This window comes from Rudaea sp., assembly GCF_036560865.1.
Taxonomy (GTDB): Bacteria; Pseudomonadota; Gammaproteobacteria; order Xanthomonadales; family Rhodanobacteraceae; genus Rudaea.
The window spans coordinates 45,675-65,398 of the sequence record NZ_DATBQK010000034.1; the positions used below are offsets into that span (position 1 = coordinate 45,675).

11 protein-coding genes are annotated in these 19,724 nt (G+C 62.1%); 8 read left to right on the top strand and 3 right to left on the bottom strand.

The genetic code is table 11. The annotated features are described in order from the left end of the window. Positions 1-133: 133 nt before the first annotated feature. Positions 134-1,225, bottom strand: a complete 1,092-nt coding sequence (gene apbC / locus VIE67_RS04325; RefSeq protein ID WP_332023620.1) for an iron-sulfur cluster carrier protein ApbC — start codon at positions 1,223-1,225, stop codon at positions 134-136. 100 nt (positions 1,226-1,325) lie between these two features. Here apbC and VIE67_RS04330 point away from each other — a divergent pair, with 100 nt between their 5' ends. Then, complete coding sequence (locus VIE67_RS04330; protein ID WP_332023621.1) at positions 1,326-1,772, top strand: DUF2147 domain-containing protein; 447 nt, start codon at positions 1,326-1,328, stop codon at positions 1,770-1,772. 748 nt (positions 1,773-2,520) lie between these two features. Here VIE67_RS04330 and VIE67_RS04335 read toward each other — a convergent pair. Next, the gene (locus tag VIE67_RS04335; RefSeq protein ID WP_332023623.1) at positions 2,521-3,537 is read right to left on the bottom strand and encodes a LacI family DNA-binding transcriptional regulator; all 1,017 of its coding nucleotides are present in this window, start codon (positions 3,535-3,537) and stop codon (positions 2,521-2,523) included. Between the two features lie 357 nt (positions 3,538-3,894). Here VIE67_RS04335 and pgmB point away from each other — a divergent pair, with 357 nt between their 5' ends. The 7 genes from pgmB (at position 3,895) to VIE67_RS04370 (ending at position 18,339) form a co-directional block, all read left to right on the top strand. Beyond that, positions 3,895-6,963: a beta-phosphoglucomutase gene (pgmB, locus tag VIE67_RS04340; RefSeq protein ID WP_332023625.1), complete on the top strand. Its 3,069-nt coding sequence runs from the start codon at positions 3,895-3,897 to the stop codon at positions 6,961-6,963. Between the two features lie 102 nt (positions 6,964-7,065). Further along, positions 7,066-9,705 carry a TonB-dependent receptor gene (locus VIE67_RS04345; RefSeq protein WP_332023626.1) on the top strand — a complete coding sequence of 880 codons (2,640 nt, stop codon included), beginning with the start codon at positions 7,066-7,068 and terminating at the stop codon, positions 9,703-9,705. A 162-nt stretch (positions 9,706-9,867) separates the two neighbouring features. After that, positions 9,868-11,142, top strand: a complete 1,275-nt coding sequence (locus VIE67_RS04350) for an MFS transporter (RefSeq protein WP_332023628.1) — start codon at positions 9,868-9,870, stop codon at positions 11,140-11,142. Positions 11,143-11,152: 10 nt separating this feature from the next. Continuing rightward, positions 11,153-11,701: a hypothetical protein gene (locus VIE67_RS04355; protein WP_332023630.1), complete on the top strand. Its 549-nt coding sequence runs from the start codon at positions 11,153-11,155 to the stop codon at positions 11,699-11,701. Between the two features lie 11 nt (positions 11,702-11,712). Then, positions 11,713-13,959, top strand: coding sequence for a glycosyl hydrolase family 95 catalytic domain-containing protein (locus tag VIE67_RS04360; protein WP_332023632.1), 2,247 nt, complete (start codon positions 11,713-11,715; stop codon positions 13,957-13,959). Between the two features lie 155 nt (positions 13,960-14,114). Next, entirely contained in the window at positions 14,115-16,364 is a 2,250-nt protein-coding gene (locus tag VIE67_RS04365) for a glycosyl hydrolase family 65 domain-containing protein (protein WP_332023634.1), read from the top strand. Positions 16,365-16,509: 145 nt separating this feature from the next. Then, a complete protein-coding gene (locus VIE67_RS04370) occupies positions 16,510-18,339 on the top strand; it encodes a 2OG-Fe(II) oxygenase family protein (protein ID WP_332023636.1) in 1,830 nt (609 codons plus the stop codon). A 30-nt stretch (positions 18,340-18,369) separates the two neighbouring features. Here the strand turns inward: VIE67_RS04370 and VIE67_RS04375 are convergent, their stop codons facing one another. Then, complete coding sequence (locus tag VIE67_RS04375; protein ID WP_332023638.1) at positions 18,370-19,515, bottom strand: DUF4185 domain-containing protein; 1,146 nt, start codon at positions 19,513-19,515, stop codon at positions 18,370-18,372. Positions 19,516-19,724 lie beyond the last annotated feature (209 nt).

Here is a 19,724-nt window from a genome sequence, read left to right on the forward strand (position 1 = left end):
CCTCCGATTCGGAATGGGCAGACGGGCAGACGGGCAGACGGGCAGACGGGCAGACGGAAGAGCATCGCGGTTTGGCAGATCTTCGTCTACCCGTCTCCTCGTCTCCTCGTCTGTCCGTCTTGCCGTTCGTCACTCACGTATTCTGAATCACAATCTTGGGAAACTGTATCGACTTGCTGCGCGAACGCAGCGACAGCAGCGCCGCCGCCTTGCGCGCGATCTCGGCGTAGGCCTGCGCGAGCGCACCATGTGGATCGGCGGCTACGGTCGGCGTGCCGCCATCGGCCTGCTCGCGAATGCGGATATCCAGCGGCAGCGAGCCGAGCAGCGGCACATCATACTGTTGCGCCATGCGCTCGCCGCCACCCGAGCCGAAAATATGTTCCGTATGGCCGCACTGACTGCACGTATGCAAGGCCATGTTTTCGACGATGCCCAACACCGGCACTTCGACCTTCTCGAACATCTTCAGCGCCTTCTTCGCATCAAGCAAGGCGATATCCTGCGGCGTGGTCACGATCAACGCGCCGGAGACCGGCACTTTCTGGCACAAGGTGAGCTGGATATCGCCGGTACCCGGCGGCAGATCGATGATCAGGTAATCCAGATCAACCCAGTTGGTTTCGTTGAGCAACTGGGTCAGCGCCTGGGTGACCATCGGCCCGCGCCAGATCATCGGCGTGTCTTCCTCGATCAGGAAACCGATCGACATGGTCTGCACGCCGTGCGCGAGCTTCGGTTCGATGCGCTGGCCGTCGCGCGAATCGGGCTTGCCCGACACGCCCATCATGCGTGGAATGCTCGGCCCGTAGATGTCCGCGTCGAGCAGGCCGACCTTGGCGCCTTCGGCCTGTAGCGCCAGCGCCAAGTTTGCCGACGTCGTCGACTTGCCTACTCCGCCCTTGCCCGAGGCGACTGCGAGTATATTTTTTACGTTGGGCAGTGGCGTGAGCTCCTTCTGCACCGTGTGTGCGCGCACGCGCGAACTCACACTGACCGTCGCCTGTGCGATGCTGGCATCCGCCTGCAATACGTCGCGCACACGCTGAGCGAGTTCATCGGCCACCGACTTCGCCGGATAGCCGAGCACGATATCGACCGCCACCTTGCTGCCGTCGATGCCGACGCCTTGCAGCGTTCCGCCGGTGGCCAGATCCTGGCCGGTATAAGGGTCGACAATTTGGGAGATGAGTCGCTTGACGGTCTCCTGCAGCTGTTGGGTCATGGATGCGCGGGCACGATGTGGGATAGGATGCGATTGTAGCAGCGCGCGTGCGGACGCATCTGCCGCGCGTCACAGACACAGTCGAAGAAACGGAGGGAGTATGCGCACATATTCTTGTTTGCTCGCCGCAGCCGCGGCATTGTTCGCCGGTTCCGTCGTGGCGGCCGAAATGACGCCGGTTGGTACCTGGAAAACCATCGACGATGTAACCAAGAAGGTGAAGTCCATCGTCGAGATCAGTGAAGCGAACGGCGTGGTCACCGGCAAGGTCAAGGAAGTGCTGCAATCAGACACCGGTCCGCATCCAATCTGCGACAAATGCGAAGGCGAGCGCAAGAACCAGCCGGTTGAAGGCATGACCATTATCTGGGACATGAAGAAAGACGGCGATGTGTGGGACGGCGGCACGATCCTCGATCCGAAAAATGGCAGCACGTATGGCTGCAAACTTACGCCGACCGAAGGCGGCAGCAAACTGCTGGTGCGCGGATTCAAAGGTTTCTCCCTGCTCGGTCGCACCCAGACTTGGGAGCGTGTGACGCCCTGACAACGAATCCAGTTCCTCGCTTTTGGCTCTTCCGAAAGCAAAGGCTTTCACTCGCCTGCGGCGAGCGAGTTACTTTTGCCATCGCGCAAAAGTAACCAAAAGGCTAGGCGCCCGACGCGATGTTGTGCTGCGCGTCAGCGCAGCACAATGCCCTGCGCTTCTCGGCTGCGACGGGGTTCGCTTGACGCACATCCCTGTACGTTCGCGAACGCGCGCGCCTCGTGCGCGCGCCCCTGCGGGCATTCTCCGCCGCAGCCTGCGATGCTCGGCACCGCGAAAGGCGCCGGATTCCGCTAACCCGTCCATCCATGGACTGCGCTTATATATCTGCGATGTGTTGCATTGCCTTTGCTTGATCCGGGCCCCCTTTGCCGCGGCGAGGGCACGCAGGAAAAGTCCGTGAGGATGACGCGCAGGCGACGGCATGGATGCCGGAGGTAGAGCAACGCAGGGAGCAGTTGCCGGATGCGCGTCAGTTCGCGAACGTACAGGGATGTACGTCAAGCGAACCCCTGCGTGACCTTGCGCACTCGCAGGGCTTCACCCTGCGAGCGCGGCATCGGGGGTGCATTTCTTTTGGTTACTTTTCTTTGGGCACACAAAGAAAAGTGACCCGCTCGCCGCAGGCGAGTGGAAGCCTTGCTTAAGACACTGGATACCGGCCTTCGCCGGTATGACGAGCCGGGATGGGTGCCGGCTTTCGTCGGCATGACGAGCCGAGTAGCAAAACGAGCGAACGCTGACAGTGTCAGGTCGCGCGCACCACCAACCGGCTCGGCAGCGTTTCCGAATGCACGACTTCGCGACGGAACAGCGCGAGCGCCTTGCGCGCGAGCAGAATGCCCCCCTCACGCCAGTTCTGGTGCACCGACGACAGCGGCGGAATGAAAGCCGCGCCGAGCGGCGTATCGTCGTAGCCGATCACGCTGACGTCCTCGGGCACGCGATGGCCGAGTTCGATCAGGGCGCGGATCGCACCCATCGCCTGCAGATCGTTGCAGGTGAAGATCGCGTCGAAACGGACCTTCTTGCGCAACAGGGATTGCACTGCTTCGATACCCGATTGGGCAGTGAAGGCCTTGTGGTTCACCACGATCGGATGGATGTTGCGCGTCGCCAGCCGCTCGACGAAGCCGGCGTGACGTTCGGCCATTTCCGGATGATCGGTGTCGCCGAGAAACACCGGATGCCGGCGCTCGAGAGACAGGAAGCGCTCGGCCGCGCTCGCTCCGCCCTGACGATTGTCGCTGCCGACGACGATATGTTCGTCGCCGGGACTCGCCGCACCCCATACGACCATCGGCAGACGCAATCGGTCGAACACATGCACCGCTTGTTGCTTGGCGCCCTGGCCGAGCAGGATCACCGCATCGGCCGCCTGCACCGCGGGCGCGAGTGCGCCCTGCCGCGTGGTCAGCAGCACGCTGTAGTTCGCTGCGGCCAGTTCCTGCGCGATGCCACCCAGCAGTTCCAGCGGATACGGATCGAACATCGGCCGGTTCACGCTCGGCGTCATCTCCACGATCACCGCGACCGTGTGACTCTGGCGCAGGCGCAGGTTGCGCGCGCTGACATTGAGTTTGTAGCCGTGCTCGGCAGCGAGCGCACGCACGCTTTCGCGGGTGCGCGGGTTGACGATGCCGTTTTCGCTCAACGCCCGTGACACGGTGATCTTCGAGACCCCGGCAATGCGCGCGAGATCCGCCATCGTGATCGGCGCGCGTGCGGCGTGTGCCGGCTTGCCGCTGCGCCTGGATGTGCTCATTTCCGTTTCCCTGCTGCGTGGATCGATGGCGTGAACCGCTAGTGTGGCGCTTTGCAACCCCACCGTTCAATAGCTGACGCGGCCAGGAGACCGCCCGGCGCACACGTTCCGGCAACGATCGCTGTAGCGCCGATCGTGTTTGCCCGGCGAGGCCTTGGTATCGGTGTCTTGATATCGGTACCAATCGGTGCTAGCTTGCGCCGCAGTAGATGACAGACGCGTTGCCAAAACGCGCAACCGACGGCATACGGAGGGAGAGCAGATGCAAGATTGCACTGGTCGGCGCGCGTGCGCCGCGACTCTGGCGAAGCCTGCCGCAGATGCCTTCCTGCACACCTGCCCGTGGATTATCTACGCGTGAGCAGCGGCGCGCCGCAGCCGATCAACCGCCTCGCGCAACGTGAGCGCGCGCTCGACGCAGAACCAGGCTCCGCACCCGCCCCGGCCGCCGATCCGTGGCGCCTGATCCAGCGGCGGCGCGATCCGCAACACGACGCACGCGACGAAACCTTGTTTGCCTTGGCCAACGGCGCACTCGGAGTGCGCGGCGGCTTCGAGGAATCTCCCAGCCCGACCCAGGGCAGCTTCCTCGCCGGCGTGTGGGAACGCGCGCCGATCCATCATCACGAACGTCACCACGGTTTCGCGCGCAATACGGATACGCGCGTACCGGTCGCCGACGCAACCGCGATTCGCATCCGCCTCGGCGATGCCCACGTCGATCCGGCGCACGGCGAAATTCTCGCATTCGAACGCGCTCTGGATTTTCGCCAGGGAAGACTTTCTCGATCCCTGCGCTGGCGCAGCGCACGCGGCGAGACGTTCGCGATCACCGCCGAGCGCATCGTGCCGATCGCGCACCCGGGCCTGTTGTGCATCCGCTTCCACCTGCGTTCGCTGGACTACAGCGGGCCGATCGCGCTCGAATCCTCGATCGTCGGCGACCGCCAGGCGGCGGCGCAGGGCGACGATCCGCGTATTGGCGCCGGCACGGGTCTGGACATGAGCACCTCGCACACCGCCGCCGACGAAAGCGGCGCGTGGCTGGCCCAGCACACGCGCGCGAGCGCGATCGGCGTGGTCTGCACACAGCGTCATCGCGTGCAGGGCGCGCAGTTCGCCGGCGCCAGCGCCGATACGCACAGCGCGTCGCAGACCTATGCAGGCGAGATTCGGGCGGGCGGCGAGATCACTTTGGAGAAATTCGTCGCCTATGCGTGGACCCAGCCGGGCGCGACCGGCTCCGCCGAAGACCTGCACGCCGCCGCCAGCGCGACGCTCGACGCGGCCACCGCTGCCGGGTTCGACAAGCTCGCGCAGGCACAGGCGGGCGAATTCGCCGCGTTCTGGCGCGATGCCGCGATCTCGATCAACAGTCGCGATGCCGATCAGGGCAAGGCCGACGAGCAGGCGCTGCATTTTAGCCTTTTCCACATTTTCCAATCGGTCGGCCGCGACGGCCGCAACGGTATCGCCGCCAAGGGCCTGACCGGCGAGGGTTACGAAGGCCATGCGTTCTGGGATTCGGAAACCTTCGTCCTGCCGGCGCTCGCGTTCACCGCACCCGAACTCATGCAACCGAGTCTGATCTGGCGCTTCCGCGCGCTCGACCGTGCGCGTGCGCATGCGCGCGAGATGGGGCATGCGCGCGGCGCGCTGTATCCGTGGCGCACGATCGAAGGCGACGAATGCTCGGCGCACTATCCGAGCGGTTCCGCGCAATATCACATCAACGCGGCGGTTGCGTTCGCGATCAAGCTCTACGTCGAGGCCAGCGACGACCGCGCGTTCCTCGCCGGGGTCGGCGTGGAAATGCTGATCGAAACCGCGCGCATCTGGCTGCAGATCGGCCATTTCAATGCGCGTCGTGGCGGTGCGTTCTGCATCGACGCCGTAACCGGGCCTGACGAATACACCGCGCTGATCGACAACAACTATTACACCAACCGCATGGCGCAGGAACATCTGCGCTATATGCTGACGGCCACGCGCGAACTCGAGTCGACGGCACCCGCCGTTTACGCCGCGCTCGCCGCGAAGCTCGGCTTCGACAAGACCGAGCTCGCCGCCTTCGCACGCGCCGCCGACGCGATGTATCTGCCATTCGACGCCAGGCTCGGCATCGTCGCGCAGGACGACACCTTCCTCGACAAGGCGGTGTGGGATTTCGCCGGCACGCCGCCGGAAAAATATCCGCTGCTGATGCACCATCATCCGCTGACCCTGTACCGCTACCAGGTGTGCAAGCAGGCCGATGCGCTGCTCGCTCTCGTCCTCGCCGGCGATAACCTCGATCGCGCCACCAAGCGGCGCAGCTTCGATTATTACGAGAAGATCACCGTACACGATTCGACGCTGTCCGCGTCGACCTTCGCGATCCTCGCCGCGGAAGTCGGCCATGCGGATCAGGCTCTGCGTTTTTTCCACGAGACGCTGCGCGTCGATCTCGACGACCTGCACGCGAACGCGAATCACGGCGCGCACATGGCCGCGATGGGAGGAAGCTGGCTGGCGTTCGCCTGGGGCTTCGGTGGCTTGCGCGTGCACGCCGGGCGGCTCGGCTTCGATCCGATCCTGCCGTCGGCCTGGCACGACTATCGCTTCTGCATCGTCTGGCAAGGCCGGCGGCTCACGATCACGGTGGATGCGCAAGCGGCGCACTATCTGCTCGCCGAAGGCGCGCCGCTGGACATCGCTCATGCGGGCGAACGCCTGACGCTCGTATGCGGCACTGCGCAGACGCGCGCGCTGACCAACCATGCGCCGGCGTTCCCGGGCCGATTCAAGGCGCTGATCTTCGACCTCGACGGGGTGATTGCCGACACCGCGCATCTGCATCAGGCTGCATGGAAACGCCTCGCCGGCGAACTCGGCCTGCCCTGGGACGACGGCATCGGCGAGAAGCTCAAGGGCGTCGATCGCGCCGCCTCGCTCGAGATCGTGCTCGGCGCCGCGGCGAGCAAGTATACAAATGCACAGAAGCAGGAACTGGCCGATCGCAAGAATGGCTACTACCGCGCCGCCATCGCAACGTTTTCGGCGGACGATCTGCTGCCGGGAGCGCACGCCGCATTGCTTGCTGCACGCGCGGCCGGGTTGAAGATTGCGTTGGCTTCGGCCAGCCGCAGTGCCGGCGAACTCGTCGAACGTCTGGGCGTGGCGCAGCTTTTCGATCACATCGTCGATTCGGCGACGATCGCACGCGCCAAACCCGATCCGGAAATCTTCCAGCGCGCCGCCGCCGCGCTGGGCGTCAACCCTGCCGCATGCATCGGCATCGAGGATGCGCAAGCTGGAGTTGCCGCGATCAAGGCGGCGGGCATGACGGCGCTGGGCATCGGCGATGCGCGCATACTCGTTGCGGCCGACGCGGTACTGCCCGATCTGCAGCAATTCAATCTGAAGGATTTCGTCGTACCACAGTAATCGTGAACCTGACCACCGCGAACTTGCGGATGAATCTATCCGCAGGCCAGCGGTAAAGAAGTGAAACCGGTGTTCGTAAACCACCTTTGAGGAGGGACAGCCATGAACCAACCCAAACTAATCAGACTTGCTCTGACCACAGCAATCCTGACGGCATTGACGCCGTATGTCTTCGCTGCGGACGCAGCAGCCGATGCGCAAGCGCAAGCGCCTGCCGCCAGCCCGCCGGCCACCGCCACCGTGGGCGGCAGGGAAAACGCTGCCGCAAAATCCGACACCCAATCGCTGGAAGGCATCGTGGTGACCGGCACGGCCACCGCGGGTGGCCTGAAGAAGATCGACGCCAGTTACCAGATTACTGCAGCCAACGCCGAGCAGATCAAGGAGGCCAACCCGAAGAGCACGGCCGACATACTCAAGATCTCCCCGGGCATCTGGCCGGAATCCTCGGGTGGCCAGACCGGCGCGAATATCGAAATCGCCGGCTTCCCTGGCGGCGGCGACGCGCCGTTCTTCACCAATATGGTGCAAGGTTCACCGCTGTATGGCATGTCTTCGCTGTCGTTCATGGATTCGAGCTCGTTTCTGCGCCTCGACGACACGATCGAACGCGTCGAAATCGTCCAGACCGGTCCGGGCGTCGTGTATGGCGCGGGTCAAATGGGCGCGACGGCCAACTTCATCCTCAGACAAGGCACATCCGAGCCATCCGGCTCGATCGGCATGACGTACGGTGACGAAGGTTTGTGGCGCGTCGATGGCTTCTATGGCTTCAAGCTCGCCGACGGCTGGTACGCAAGCGTTGGTGGTTTCTGGCGTACGTCCGATGGCGTACGCTCGCCGCAATTCAAGGCCGACGAAGGCGGTCAGCTGACCGCAACCCTGACCCACGATCTGGATAACGGCTCGATCATGCTGTGGGCGCGCAAGCTCGACGACAAGAACCAGTTCATGGTGCCGACGCCGTTGTTAGAGAATAGCAGCGGCAAATTTTCACTCTACCCGGGCTTCAACGCACTGACCGACACCTACGGCAGCAAGGCCATCCAGAACGTCACCCTCGTCAATCCGGCCGGCGGTACGGAGCAGGCCAATCTCGCCAATGGACGCGGTGGCAATTTGAATTTCTTCGGCGGCAACTACGATGCCGAATTCGGCGGCTGGTCGGTTTCGGACAAATTCCTTTACGACACCGGCAATCTCAACACCAACGCGCTGTTCTCAGGCCCGAATCCCAAGCCGCTGGGCTATTTCCTCTACGGCTGCAACTGGTCGGGCGGTCAAGCCTCCGGTTTCTGCGATAGCGGCAACCAGCCGATCGACGGCAATTACCTGACCACGCCGAACGGCAACGCATATCCGGTAAGTACCAACATCAACTCCGGCGCCTACGGCCTCAACCAGAGCGTGATTCAGCAAGGCTGGTGGCTCATCCAGAAACACCTGACCAATCTCAACAACGATTTCCGTCTGAGCAAGGAAATCTTCGACGGCAACACGCTGACCGCCGGCGTGTATCTGGCCCACTACACAGACCGGGATAACTGGTCGCTCGGCAACCCGATGTTGATGACCAATACGCCTAATGCCCAACCAATTCCGTTGAGCTATGTGCAAGGCGGCAACACGCACTTCATTACCAATCCGCAAGGCATCATCAGTTACGGTCAGGGTTACAACATTCTGGAACACGGCACCGGCGACAACCAGGCGTTCTACCTGGCCGATTCCTGGAAGCTGGATCGCTGGCTGTTCGATATCGCCGGCCGCGTCGAGAACATGGACGTCGATCAGTACACCTGCAATCAGAAGAACATCGACCTGGACGGAAATCCGTTGACCCTGTACGACAATACCGCGCAGATCTGCGACGGCACCTACACCCATCTCAACTACAACAAGACCCATCCGTCGTTCACCGCCGGCGTGAACTACGAGATCGCCGACAACATGAGTGCCTACGCCCGCGTTTCGAGCGGCGGCCACTTCAACGATTTCGATAACGGCATTCGCGGTTCGGGCGGCAACTTTTCTCCGCTGCAGAAGATCCGCAACTTCGAAGGCGGGTTCAAATACCAGTCGGAGTTTGTCTATCTGGATATCAGCGCCTACCACCGCCAGTTCACCGGTTTGACCTACAGCTATACCGACAACAACAATGTGCCGCTCGGTTGCAACAGCCAACCGGTGACCAGCACCAACCCGCAATGCACATCGATCTTCGGCGCGGACACCAAAGGCGTGAATTTCCACGGCGTGTTCACGCCGGTCGAGAATCTGAAGATCGACACGCTGGTCGCCTATCAGGACGGTCACTACTCACATCAAAATGGCTTTATCACAGTGACGGATGTCGACGGCAAGCCGCTCTCGGTCAATTTCGACGGCCAACCGCTGCAGCGCCAGCCGAAGCTGCGCTACATGATCACGCCGAGCTACAGGTTCGTGATGGATTGGGGCGATATCATGCCGTTCGTGACCTACACCCATGTCGGCCAGCGCTACGAAGACCAGACCGGCCTGGCACCGCTGGGTGCGTATCAAACGTGGGACTTCGGCATCGTCGCCAACTACGGCCAGAACTGGCAGTTCCGCGTGCAGGGCACGAACCTGAGCAACGAGATCGGCCTCACCGAAGGCAATGCGCGTGTTGCCGGCAACCCGACCGGCCCCGGCGGCATTCTGCTGGCGCGTTCGATCGAAGGCCGCGAAATCAATATCCAGGCGAAATACAAGTTCTAGGCGTTGCCCCCCTGCGGCCCGGATCGTTCCTCCAACGGCGATCCGGGCCGTTTTTTTCCCCGGGGAAATCCGGAACCGGCGCGACGTGCGGCGCCGGCTCCGGGACTCTAGAATGGCCTGGTGCTGCAACGCGCCCAAGTCACACCACCAAAGCAGGTCGCCATGAAACGATTCCGCATGATCGCCGCGCTGGCCCTGATCTACATCGTGTTCGCGATTCTGCTCAACAGTGTCGGCACGGTGATCCTGCAGTCGATCGCCACGTTCGGTATCGACAAGCCGGACGCCAGCTCGCTCGAACGCTATAAAGACTTGACGATCGCCTTCGTCTCCTTCGTTGTCGCCTCGTTTCTGCCGCTGCTCGGTTATCGGCGTTCGATGATGCTCGCGCTGGTGATCGTCGGCGGCGCCTGCATGCTGATGCCGCTGTATCCTTCCTTCGTTACCACCAAGCTGCTGTTTGCCTGCATCGGTATCTCGTTCGCCCTGACCAAGGTCTCGGTGTATTCGTCGATCGGCCTGCTCACCGCGGACAAGACCGCGCATTCGCGTCTGACAAATACCATCGAAGGCCTGTTCATGGTCGGCGTGCTCGCCGGCAACTGGCTGTTCAGCGCCTATGTCGATTCCGCAAACCCGGGCAATCCGGCGTGGATGAACGTGTACTGGGTGATCGCCGGCCTCTGCGCATTTGTGTTCGTGCTGCTCGCGACCGGTCAGCTCGACGAGAGCGCCGCGCATGCGGAAGGTCACAACAATTCGTTCGCCGATTCGCTGGCAGAAATGCTGCGCCTGTTTCTGCGCCCGCTGGTCTACGTATTCCTCGCCTCGGCATTTCTGTACGTGCTGATCGAACAGAGCTTCGGTACCTGGCTGCCGACTTTCAACAACGAAATCCTCAAGCTGCCGAACGCAATGAGCATCCAGTTCGCCAGCATCCTTGCCGGCATGACCGCGCTCGGCCGCATCAGCGCGGGCATCGTGCTCAAGCGCGTGTCGTGGTACCGGCTGCTGAACGTGTGTGTGGTCGGCATGGGCGTGCTCGTGGTCGTAGTCTTACCGCTGGCGCGCGATGTGGTCGCGCGGGCCGACATCGGCTGGTTCAACGCGCCGGTCGCGGCCTATCTGATTCCGCTGCTCGGACTGCTGATGGCGCCGATCTATCCGGTCATCAATTCGGTCGCCTTGAGCTCGTTGCCCAAGCCGCAGCATGCGGCGATGACCGGTTTGATCGTGGTGTTCTCCGCGCTTGGCGGCACCCTGGGTTCGTACATCACGGCACGCGTGTTCGCCGCCTTCGACGGCATTCACGCGTTCTATTTCTCACTCGCGCCGATGACCCTGCTGCTGGTAACCCTGTTCCTGTTCAAGCGCGAGACCGATCGCGACGGTGCGGGTACGAACGGGCCGGTAGCGGTCAAACTCGCGGCGAAATAGCATCCGAGTAGTGAACGTCATGAAACTTCGAAGTTTCGGCGCAGGGCTCGTATCTCTGGTCGTGTCTGTCTCGGCCTCAGCGGCGGTGCCCACGGACTTCGCCCTGTTCAAGGACAATCCGTCAATCGTGCAATCCGTGACCGTGCTGAGCAAGGGCGATGTCGTGGAGGTTCACGCCTTCAAGGCGGACAGCGGCAGCGTGGTGATCCTGGGCATGTGCGACGAAAAATGCGAACACGTGCATGTCGTCAAGAGCATTGCGGCAAGTCGCTCACCCGCAAATAACGTAACCGAGAGGTATACGCTGGAGGAAAATGGCCACCTGGTTTTCTGGATGGTACAGCCGCCCCGCGCAGATCTTCATGCGGCGGGTGGGGATGCGAATCCCGGCGGTGCCAACGAGCAAATCGCCGAAATCCATTCCGAATCTTCCGGCGTGTCCGGCAACGCGCAAATCATGCCCATACGAAAATCCGAAATCAGCGCCGATCAAATCAAGGTCCGGTTCGACAAGGGTAGCTACATGACCCTGAGCCGAGTCAGTGCGGCAACGCCGTAGCAGGAGTACTCATGAAACTTCGCAATCTCAGCATCACTTGCCTTTCCCTGATCGTCGCCGCTTTCGCCGCGCCAGCGTTCGCCGACTCCGAACCGGGCTTCCTGCTTACCGGCACAGCGAAGGACTTCGACACCTACTTCCCGAGCTATCTCGCCAACGGTTATTTCTCGACGATGACCTCGGCGCGCGGCACCGAGGGCAACATGGCGTACATGGTCGCGTTCATGGATTACGCCAAGGACGATATCGCGCGTCCCGCGGCGATTCCCGGCTGGAGCGAGATCGACTACAACCCCGGCGGCGGCTGGCTCAATTCGACGCGGCTGGCACCGCAGATTTTCGCCGACTACACGCAGACGCTGAACATGCACGACGCCACGCTGACGACCAGCTATCGCTTCGTCTACGCGAACAAGTCCACCGATGTGAAGGTCACCACCTTCGTCAGTCAGGCCGCAAACCATCTCGCTGCGACGCATTTGTCGATTACGCCGCAGTTCGACGGCAGCGTGCAGCTCACCTTTCCGATCCGTCTGTGGAGCGAACATGCGCCACGCTTCCCGATCGGCAAGATGACCGGCGACGAGATGATCGCCGCGGTTATCGCCAGCGGGCAGACGCTCGACAACAAGCCGATTCCGATGTCCGACCGCGACGCGGTCTGGTACCACGGCGTGACGCATGTCTCTGGTGCGGATGGCGATGCCAAGGACCTGACCTTGTGGCTGGACGGTCGCGCCGAACAAGGTCTGTCGATGGCCGAGGCCGCGGCGATTTCCCTGCCGCCCGGACTCAACATCGAGGACATGAAGCTCGAAAAAGGCGCGTACAAACTGTCGCTGAATCTGACCGCCAAAGTGGAAAAGGGTAAAACCTATACTTTTACCAAGTACATCGCGATGTCGCGCGAGAACTGGGGCGGCGACGCGAAGGCAACGCTCGATCTCGCCAAGGCCGCGCGCGCGACCGGCTTCGACAAGCTGCTCGCCGCACATCAAGCCGCGTGGCATGAGCTGTGGAAGTCCGACATTTTGGTCGACGGCGACGCGAACGTGCAGAAGGCGATTCACTCCGACCTGTACTACCTGCTGTCGAATACTACGGTCGGTACCGCGTGGCCGATGGGTGCCTGCGCGCTGACGCCCAACTATGCCGGCCATGCGTTCTGGGATTCGGACTCCTGGGTATTCCCTTCCCTGCTGTTGCTGCACCCGGAGCGCGCCAAGCCAATCGTGATGTTCCGCCAGCGCACAATGCAACCAGCACGCGCGCGCGCGAAGCAGTACGGCGTGGAAGGCACCATGTACCCGTGGGAGTCGGATCCGGAAACCGGCGTGGATCACACGCCGCATTTCGCCTACGAGGTCTATCGCGAAATCCACGTCAACGCCGATATCGCGATCGCGCAGTGGCAGTATTATCTCGCCAGCGACGACAAGACCTGGCTCAAACAATACGGCTGGCCGGTGATTTCCGGGGTCGCGCAGTTCTGGGTGAGCCGCGTCACCTACGACAAGGATCACGACCGCTATGAGATCCACCACGTCACCTCCCCGGACGAGGCCTACAACGACGTACCCAACGATTCGTTCACCAATGCGGCCGCGCGCAAGGCGCTGAATATCGCGGTCGCGGCGGCGAAGATCGTCGACGAGAAAGCCGATCCGAAGTGGGCCGACGTCGCCGGCAAGATGTACATCCCGTTCAAGGAGTCCGAGCAGCGCCATCTGGATTTCGACGAAAGCGTGCCGCACGACAAGATCACCTGGATGGGCTCGTCGCTGGCGTGGCTGATGTATCCGAATCTCGACCTGCCGATGTCGCCGCAAGTGCGCAAGAACGATTTCGACTTCCAGCTCAACGAACTCAAGGTCCATGGCGACGATCCGAACGAGATGATGATGGTCATGCTCGCCGTGGCCGCCGCCGAAGTGGGCGATGCGAAAGCAGCCGGTGAGTGGATCCAGCGCAATCTGGTCGGCTTCCTCAAGCCGCCGTTCAATGTGCGCACCGAGACTGTCGCCAACAACGCCGGCTACATCCTCGCGACCTCGGCCGGCTTCGTGCAGAGCTTCGTCTACGGGCTTACCGGCCTGCGCATCGACGACAACGGCCTGACCGAAGCCTATGCGCCGGCCCTGCCGCCGGAGTGGAAATCGCTGACCCTCAAGCACATCAGCTTCCGCGGCAAGCATTACGACATCACGGTCGCGCGCGATGCGAACGGCAAAACCAAACTCACGCGCAAGGCGGTGTGAGCCCACCTCTCCCGCCGGGAAAGGTCGGCGCGCGCAGCGCGACGGGTGAGGGAAGAATGTCGCGATCATTCCAGCGCCAGCGAGCTTGAACACCCTTCCCTCATCCGCCTTCGGCACCTTCTCCCAGCGGGAGAAGGGAAACCCCAGGAGTAGCCATGAAACCTTGCCTCACCTGCCTTTCGCTTATTGCGGCTTGTTTGTCGACGCAGGCTTTCTGCGCAACCGATCCGAGCTTTCTGCTCACGGCGAGTGCCAAGGACTTCGACAACTACTTTCCCGGCCAACTCGCCAACGGCTTCATCTCGACGATGACCGCGCCGCGCGGCAGCGAGGGCAATCTTGCCTACATGGTCGCCTTCATGGATTACGCGAAGGACGATATCTCGCGCCCGGCCGCGATTCCAGGCTGGACCGAGATCGACTACAGCACCGGCCCGATCGGCGGTGATCACGTCTGGATGAACCAGGTGCGCCTGACACCCTCCGTGTTCGAGGACTACCACCAAGTCCTGAACATGTACGACGCGACGCTGACCACGAGCTACCGCTACCTGGACCACGGCAAGGCCACGCGCGTCGAGGTCGTAACCATGGTCAGCCAGGCGTCACCGCATCTGGCGGCAAGCCAGCTATCGATCACGCCGGAATTCGATGGCGAAGTGCAGCTGTCGTTCGCGTTGAATCTGTGGGCACCATACCAGCCACGCCTGCCGCTGGCGAAACTGACCGGCGACGAACTGCCGCTCGTTATTGCCGCGCACAACCTGGTTCTCGATGCAATTCCGCCGGCGACAGCGGATCGCGCCGCCGAGTGGTATCACGGCGACACGCACGTGCTCGCCGACGATGGCGACAGCAACGATCTCACGCTGTGGCTCGACGGCCGCGCCGAACAGGGCCTGGCGATGGCGCAGGCGGCTGCGATCGGCCTGCCGAAAGGCCTGACACCGGTCGAGGTCAAGCTGGTCAAGAACGACTATCGACTCGCACTCGATCTGCGCGTCGCGGTGCACAAAGGAGAAACGTATACATTTACCAAATTTGTCGCCACCTCCCGCGAAGGCTGGGGCGGCGATGCTCGTGCCGACGCCGCGCTGGCCACGGCCGCGCGCAGCCAGGGCTTTACGGCGTTGCTCGATGCGCACAAGTCGGCGTGGGCACAACTGTGGAAATCCGATATCCATATCGACGGCGATCCGAAGGTGCAGCGCGTCGTGCACTCGGATCTTTATTACCTCTTGTCGAACATCGCGCCGGATACGGCATGGTCGATCGGCGCCTGCGCGATGACACCGGGCTATGTCGGCCACGTCTTCTGGGACAGCGATTCATGGATGTTTCCGGCGCTGCTGCTGCAGCATCCGCAGTATGCGAAGTCGCTGGTCATGTTTCGCAGCCGTACGCTGCCGGCGGCGCAACAGCGCGCGCGCGACGCCGGCTTTCAAGGCGCGAAGTATCCGTGGGAGGCCGACCCGGAGAATGGTACCGAGCAGATCCTGCATGCGGCATGGATCCTCAGCCGCAGCGAGATCCACGTCAATGCCGACGTGGCGATCGCACAGTGGCAGTACTGGCTGGCGACGCACGATCTGAAATGGCTGCGTGCCGACGGCTGGCCGGTGATCCGCAACGTCGCCGAATTCTGGGCCAGCCGCGCAACGTACAACGAAAAAATGCAACGCTACGACATCGAGCACGTCACGTCGGTCGAGGAAAATTACTACGACGTACCGAACGACACGTTCACGAATCTTGAGGCGGCGAAGGCCTTGAACATCGCCGTCGCGGCGGCGGCGCTGGTCGGCGCCAAGCCCGACTCGCGTTGGGCGGATATCGCGGCGAAGCTCTACGTGCCGTTTTCCGCGACGGCAAATCGCCACCTCGACATGGATGAATCGGTGAAACACGATGAAGGCGGCAGCGACCTGACCTTCCTCGCATTTCCGTCGCTCGACGCATCGATGAGCGCGCAGGTGCGGCGCAACGATTTCGCGTTCGCCGTCGATCCACGCGAAGCCTCGGAACGCATACCGAGCACGATGGGCGCCGCGCCGATCGGCATCGCCGCGGCCGCGCTCGGTGATGTCGCGGAGACAACGCGCTGGGTGTTGCGCAACGCGGCCGACGACATGTTCAAGGGGCCGTTCAACGTGCGCCCGGAAACCTCGGACAACAACACCGGCTACTTCCTGACCGGGTCGGGCGGATTCCTGCAGAGCCTGATCTTCGGTCTCAGCGGCCTGCGTCTCGAGGAGCGCGGCCTAGTCGAGGCCTATGCGCCGGTGCTGCCGCCAGAGTGGAAATCGCTGACGCTGCAGAACGTCACGTTCCGCGGCAAGCGTTTCGACATCACGATCGATCGCGACACCAGCGGCAAAGTGAGGCTGACGCGTAAGGCGATCTGAGAGTGGCTGGGCCGGACGAGATCCGGTGCCAGATCGTAGTTCCCGCACGTCTTGGCGGGAATCCGGCGTCACGTTTGCGACAGGCGAAGCAAAGTCATTGGATTCCAAAAGCATGCGGGAATCACGGCTAAAATACGACATGGCCATGGTCTCTCAAACACTGATCGACGCAATGCGGCGCGTCAGCGCGTTGTTGCAAACCGGCGATTTCCGCATCGCGCACGAGCAGCTCGAAACCATCGTCGTCGACAATCCCGATTTCGTCGAAGCGCAGCGTCTGCTCGCCGGCGCGAAGCAGGCGCTCGGCGATGCGGCCGGCGCGGAAAAACTTTTGCGCGAGGCACTTGCACGCGATCCAGACTGGATGCCGACGCTGGCAACCCTGGGCGAGCTGCTGCTCAGCAGCGGCCGCGGCGCCGAAGCCGAAGCGCTGCTGCAGCGTGCGGTCGCAGGCTCGCCGCCGTATCCGCGCGCTGCGCTGCTCCTTGCGCGCCATTACAACGATCTGCAGCGTCCGGCACAGGCACTTGCCGTCGCTGCGCCGTTTTGTGTCGGCGGCAAAGCCGATGCGGAGCTGGCTGCGCAACATATTGCCGCGCTCGCCGCGCTCGGGCGTCATCACGAAGCTGTCACCGACTGTCGGCGCATTGTCGCCGCCGCGCCCGACAACCTTGCCGCCGCGCATGCGTTGGCGATTGCGCTCGATGTCGCGGCCGAACCTGCCGAGGCCGAGCGCGTCGCCCGCGACGTGCTCGCGCGTGGGCACAAAACCGCAGCGCTGTACAACACCCATGCGCGCACCTTGATTGCGCTCGGCGCCTTCGAGCGCGCGGAAGCCACCCTGCGCGATTGCCTGCGGCTGGAACCACGGATGGCCGATGCACAAAGCAATCTCGCCCGCCTGATCTGGATGCGCACCGGCGACAGCGCGCAGGCTACCGCGACGCTGGATCGGGCCCTGCAAACATTTGCCAACGACGACGCGCTGTGGGCGGCCAAAGCCGCCATCCTGCAGGGCGCCGGCGACGCGCGCGCCGCTTACGCTTGTCTGGCTGCGCAAGCCGCGCACGCGCAGGCCGCGCCCGCGTTGCTGGTGCGCGCGGGTCTTTCAGCGCTGGAATTCGACCCGGCAATCGCATTGACCTTGGCCGAGCGCGCGTTGCGCGCCTCGCCGTCCGATACGGCGGCACGCAAGCTGATGGTCGCTGCGCAGTTGGGCATCGGCGATGCGCGCGGCGCGCTACCCCATTGCGATACGCTGCTGGCCAACGCTCCCGACGATCAATACCTGATTGCGCTGCAAACGACTGCCTGGCGCCTGCTCGGCGATGAGCGCTACGCGGAGTTTTGCGACTACGCGCAGCTGGTTTTGCCACAGCAACTCGAAGCGCCACCGTCTTGGACTGATCTCGCCAGTTTTTTCGCCGACTTGAAACGCAGTCTCGATCGCCTGCACAACCCGCATGGTCATCCGCTGTTGTTCCAGTCGCTGCGTCACGGCACCGAGACGACCGAAGACCTGACGCGCAATCCGGACCCGGCGATTCAAGCGCTGTTCAAAACCTTCGCTGCGCCGATTCGTAATTATCTCGCGCATATCGGTCACGGTTTCGGCCCACTGCGTCGCCGCAACAACGGAAGCTGGCGCTTCAACGGCAGCTGGTCGGTCAAACTGCGCACGTCGGGCTATCACAACAGCCATGTGCATCCGCGCGGCTGGATCTCCTCGGCCTGCTATATCGATCTACCCGACAGCATGGCCAATACTCAAAGTCAGGATGGGGTTCTTACGTTCGGCGAACCGAGCATCGCTACGATTCCGGCATTGCGAAGCGAACATGCGATACGCCCCGGAGTGGGGATGCTCGTGCTGTTTCCGTCGTATTTCTGGCACGGCACGGTGCCTTTTTCCAGCGAGCAGACGCGTCTCACCGTCGCGTTCGATGTGGTGCCCAGCCGCCAGAACGCAGAGTGACGTTGAGTACGCACGAATAGTCCTATTCGACTAATCGGCCGAAGGACGCGCATTTACAACTGGCTTCGCAGAAGCCGTCACAAATTTCACCGGCACCATCGTGTACCGATAGTACTTCGGGTTTCTCCAATCTCCGGCGACGGCGATGTAGGCCTGAAGATCCTTGCCGGATCGAGTTTGAAATTTGGACAAGACTCTCGGGATGTACCATCCTTGAGGCTTGATCGGGATGCTCTTGATTTTGTTCCAAGGCCCCCAGGGAGTTGGTGACTCGTAAAACGCAAACTCGGTCGATTGAATTTCCCCGGCGTGACCGTTACCGACGGGATAGTACCAAGCCGCCATGACATAGCGCTTCAACCCTGGCAGATAAGTAACGCCGCCCTCGCCGCATTGCCGCGGGGCATCGATGATGAATACGGCCTTGTCGACGTCATCGCTCCAGCTCGCATCCAGCAAGCCATCTCCGCCTTTGTAGAAGGTCCAATCCGCTGCATTGAGCGCGTTGATTTTCGATCTCAAGACGCGCCCGAGAATGTAGTTGTCGCCGTTGTCCCAAAATCCGTTGTTGGCCGTGGCATAGACGTAACGATCCGCGTTGTCCACCGTTGCCGCTTCGTATTCCTTGCCATAGTGGATGAAAAACGGTGTCGCAAACCGCATGCCTGGAAACATCGGCTTGTTGAGATTTTCGGCTATCGCTCTGCTCCAGGTCAGACCATGATCGCTCGACTTGACGATACTCGAATTGATTCTGGTCTGTCTTCCTGCGTAGGTGGCATCGACATAGCGATCCATGCCAATCGACATATACAAGACGCCATCTATGGAAATGCTTCCGCCGCTTTTCCAGTTCCGCCCCTCCGTTGCGATCGGCGCATTCATCACGCCGTATTCGCTCATGGAGTCTTGCGTCTGTCCGGTGAGACGCAAAGGGTTGTCTCCAACAATTTTGTTGAAGCCGATATTCTCTTTTACGGTGCCAAAACCGGCGCCATCGTTGACCGCCGCATAGAGGTTGTCGTCCTGCGCCCACGTCGGATCCCAGGAATCGCCGCCGGCGCCGAGATAGATCGGTTTCCCCAGTTGCACATCGACAATCGGCACCGAATCCTTTGGCGAGGAAGGCGGATCTTCAGCGCTCAGCGCATTCGCGCACCACGAAATGAGCAACATCGTGGACAGGAGACATTTGCGGAGGCATGGAACGGTAATTCGCATTTCGACCAAAAGTTTTATGCAGAAAAACGCCGATGATGAGATTCGCCCGCGGCTAATCCCGGCCGAGCCTCGGTGTTGCGCACTGTGTCTAGCCTTCCAGCGCGTTGAAAGCGATCGTGATGCGCGGTTCATCGCTGTTGTGCGGTTCCACATAGTGTTCCATC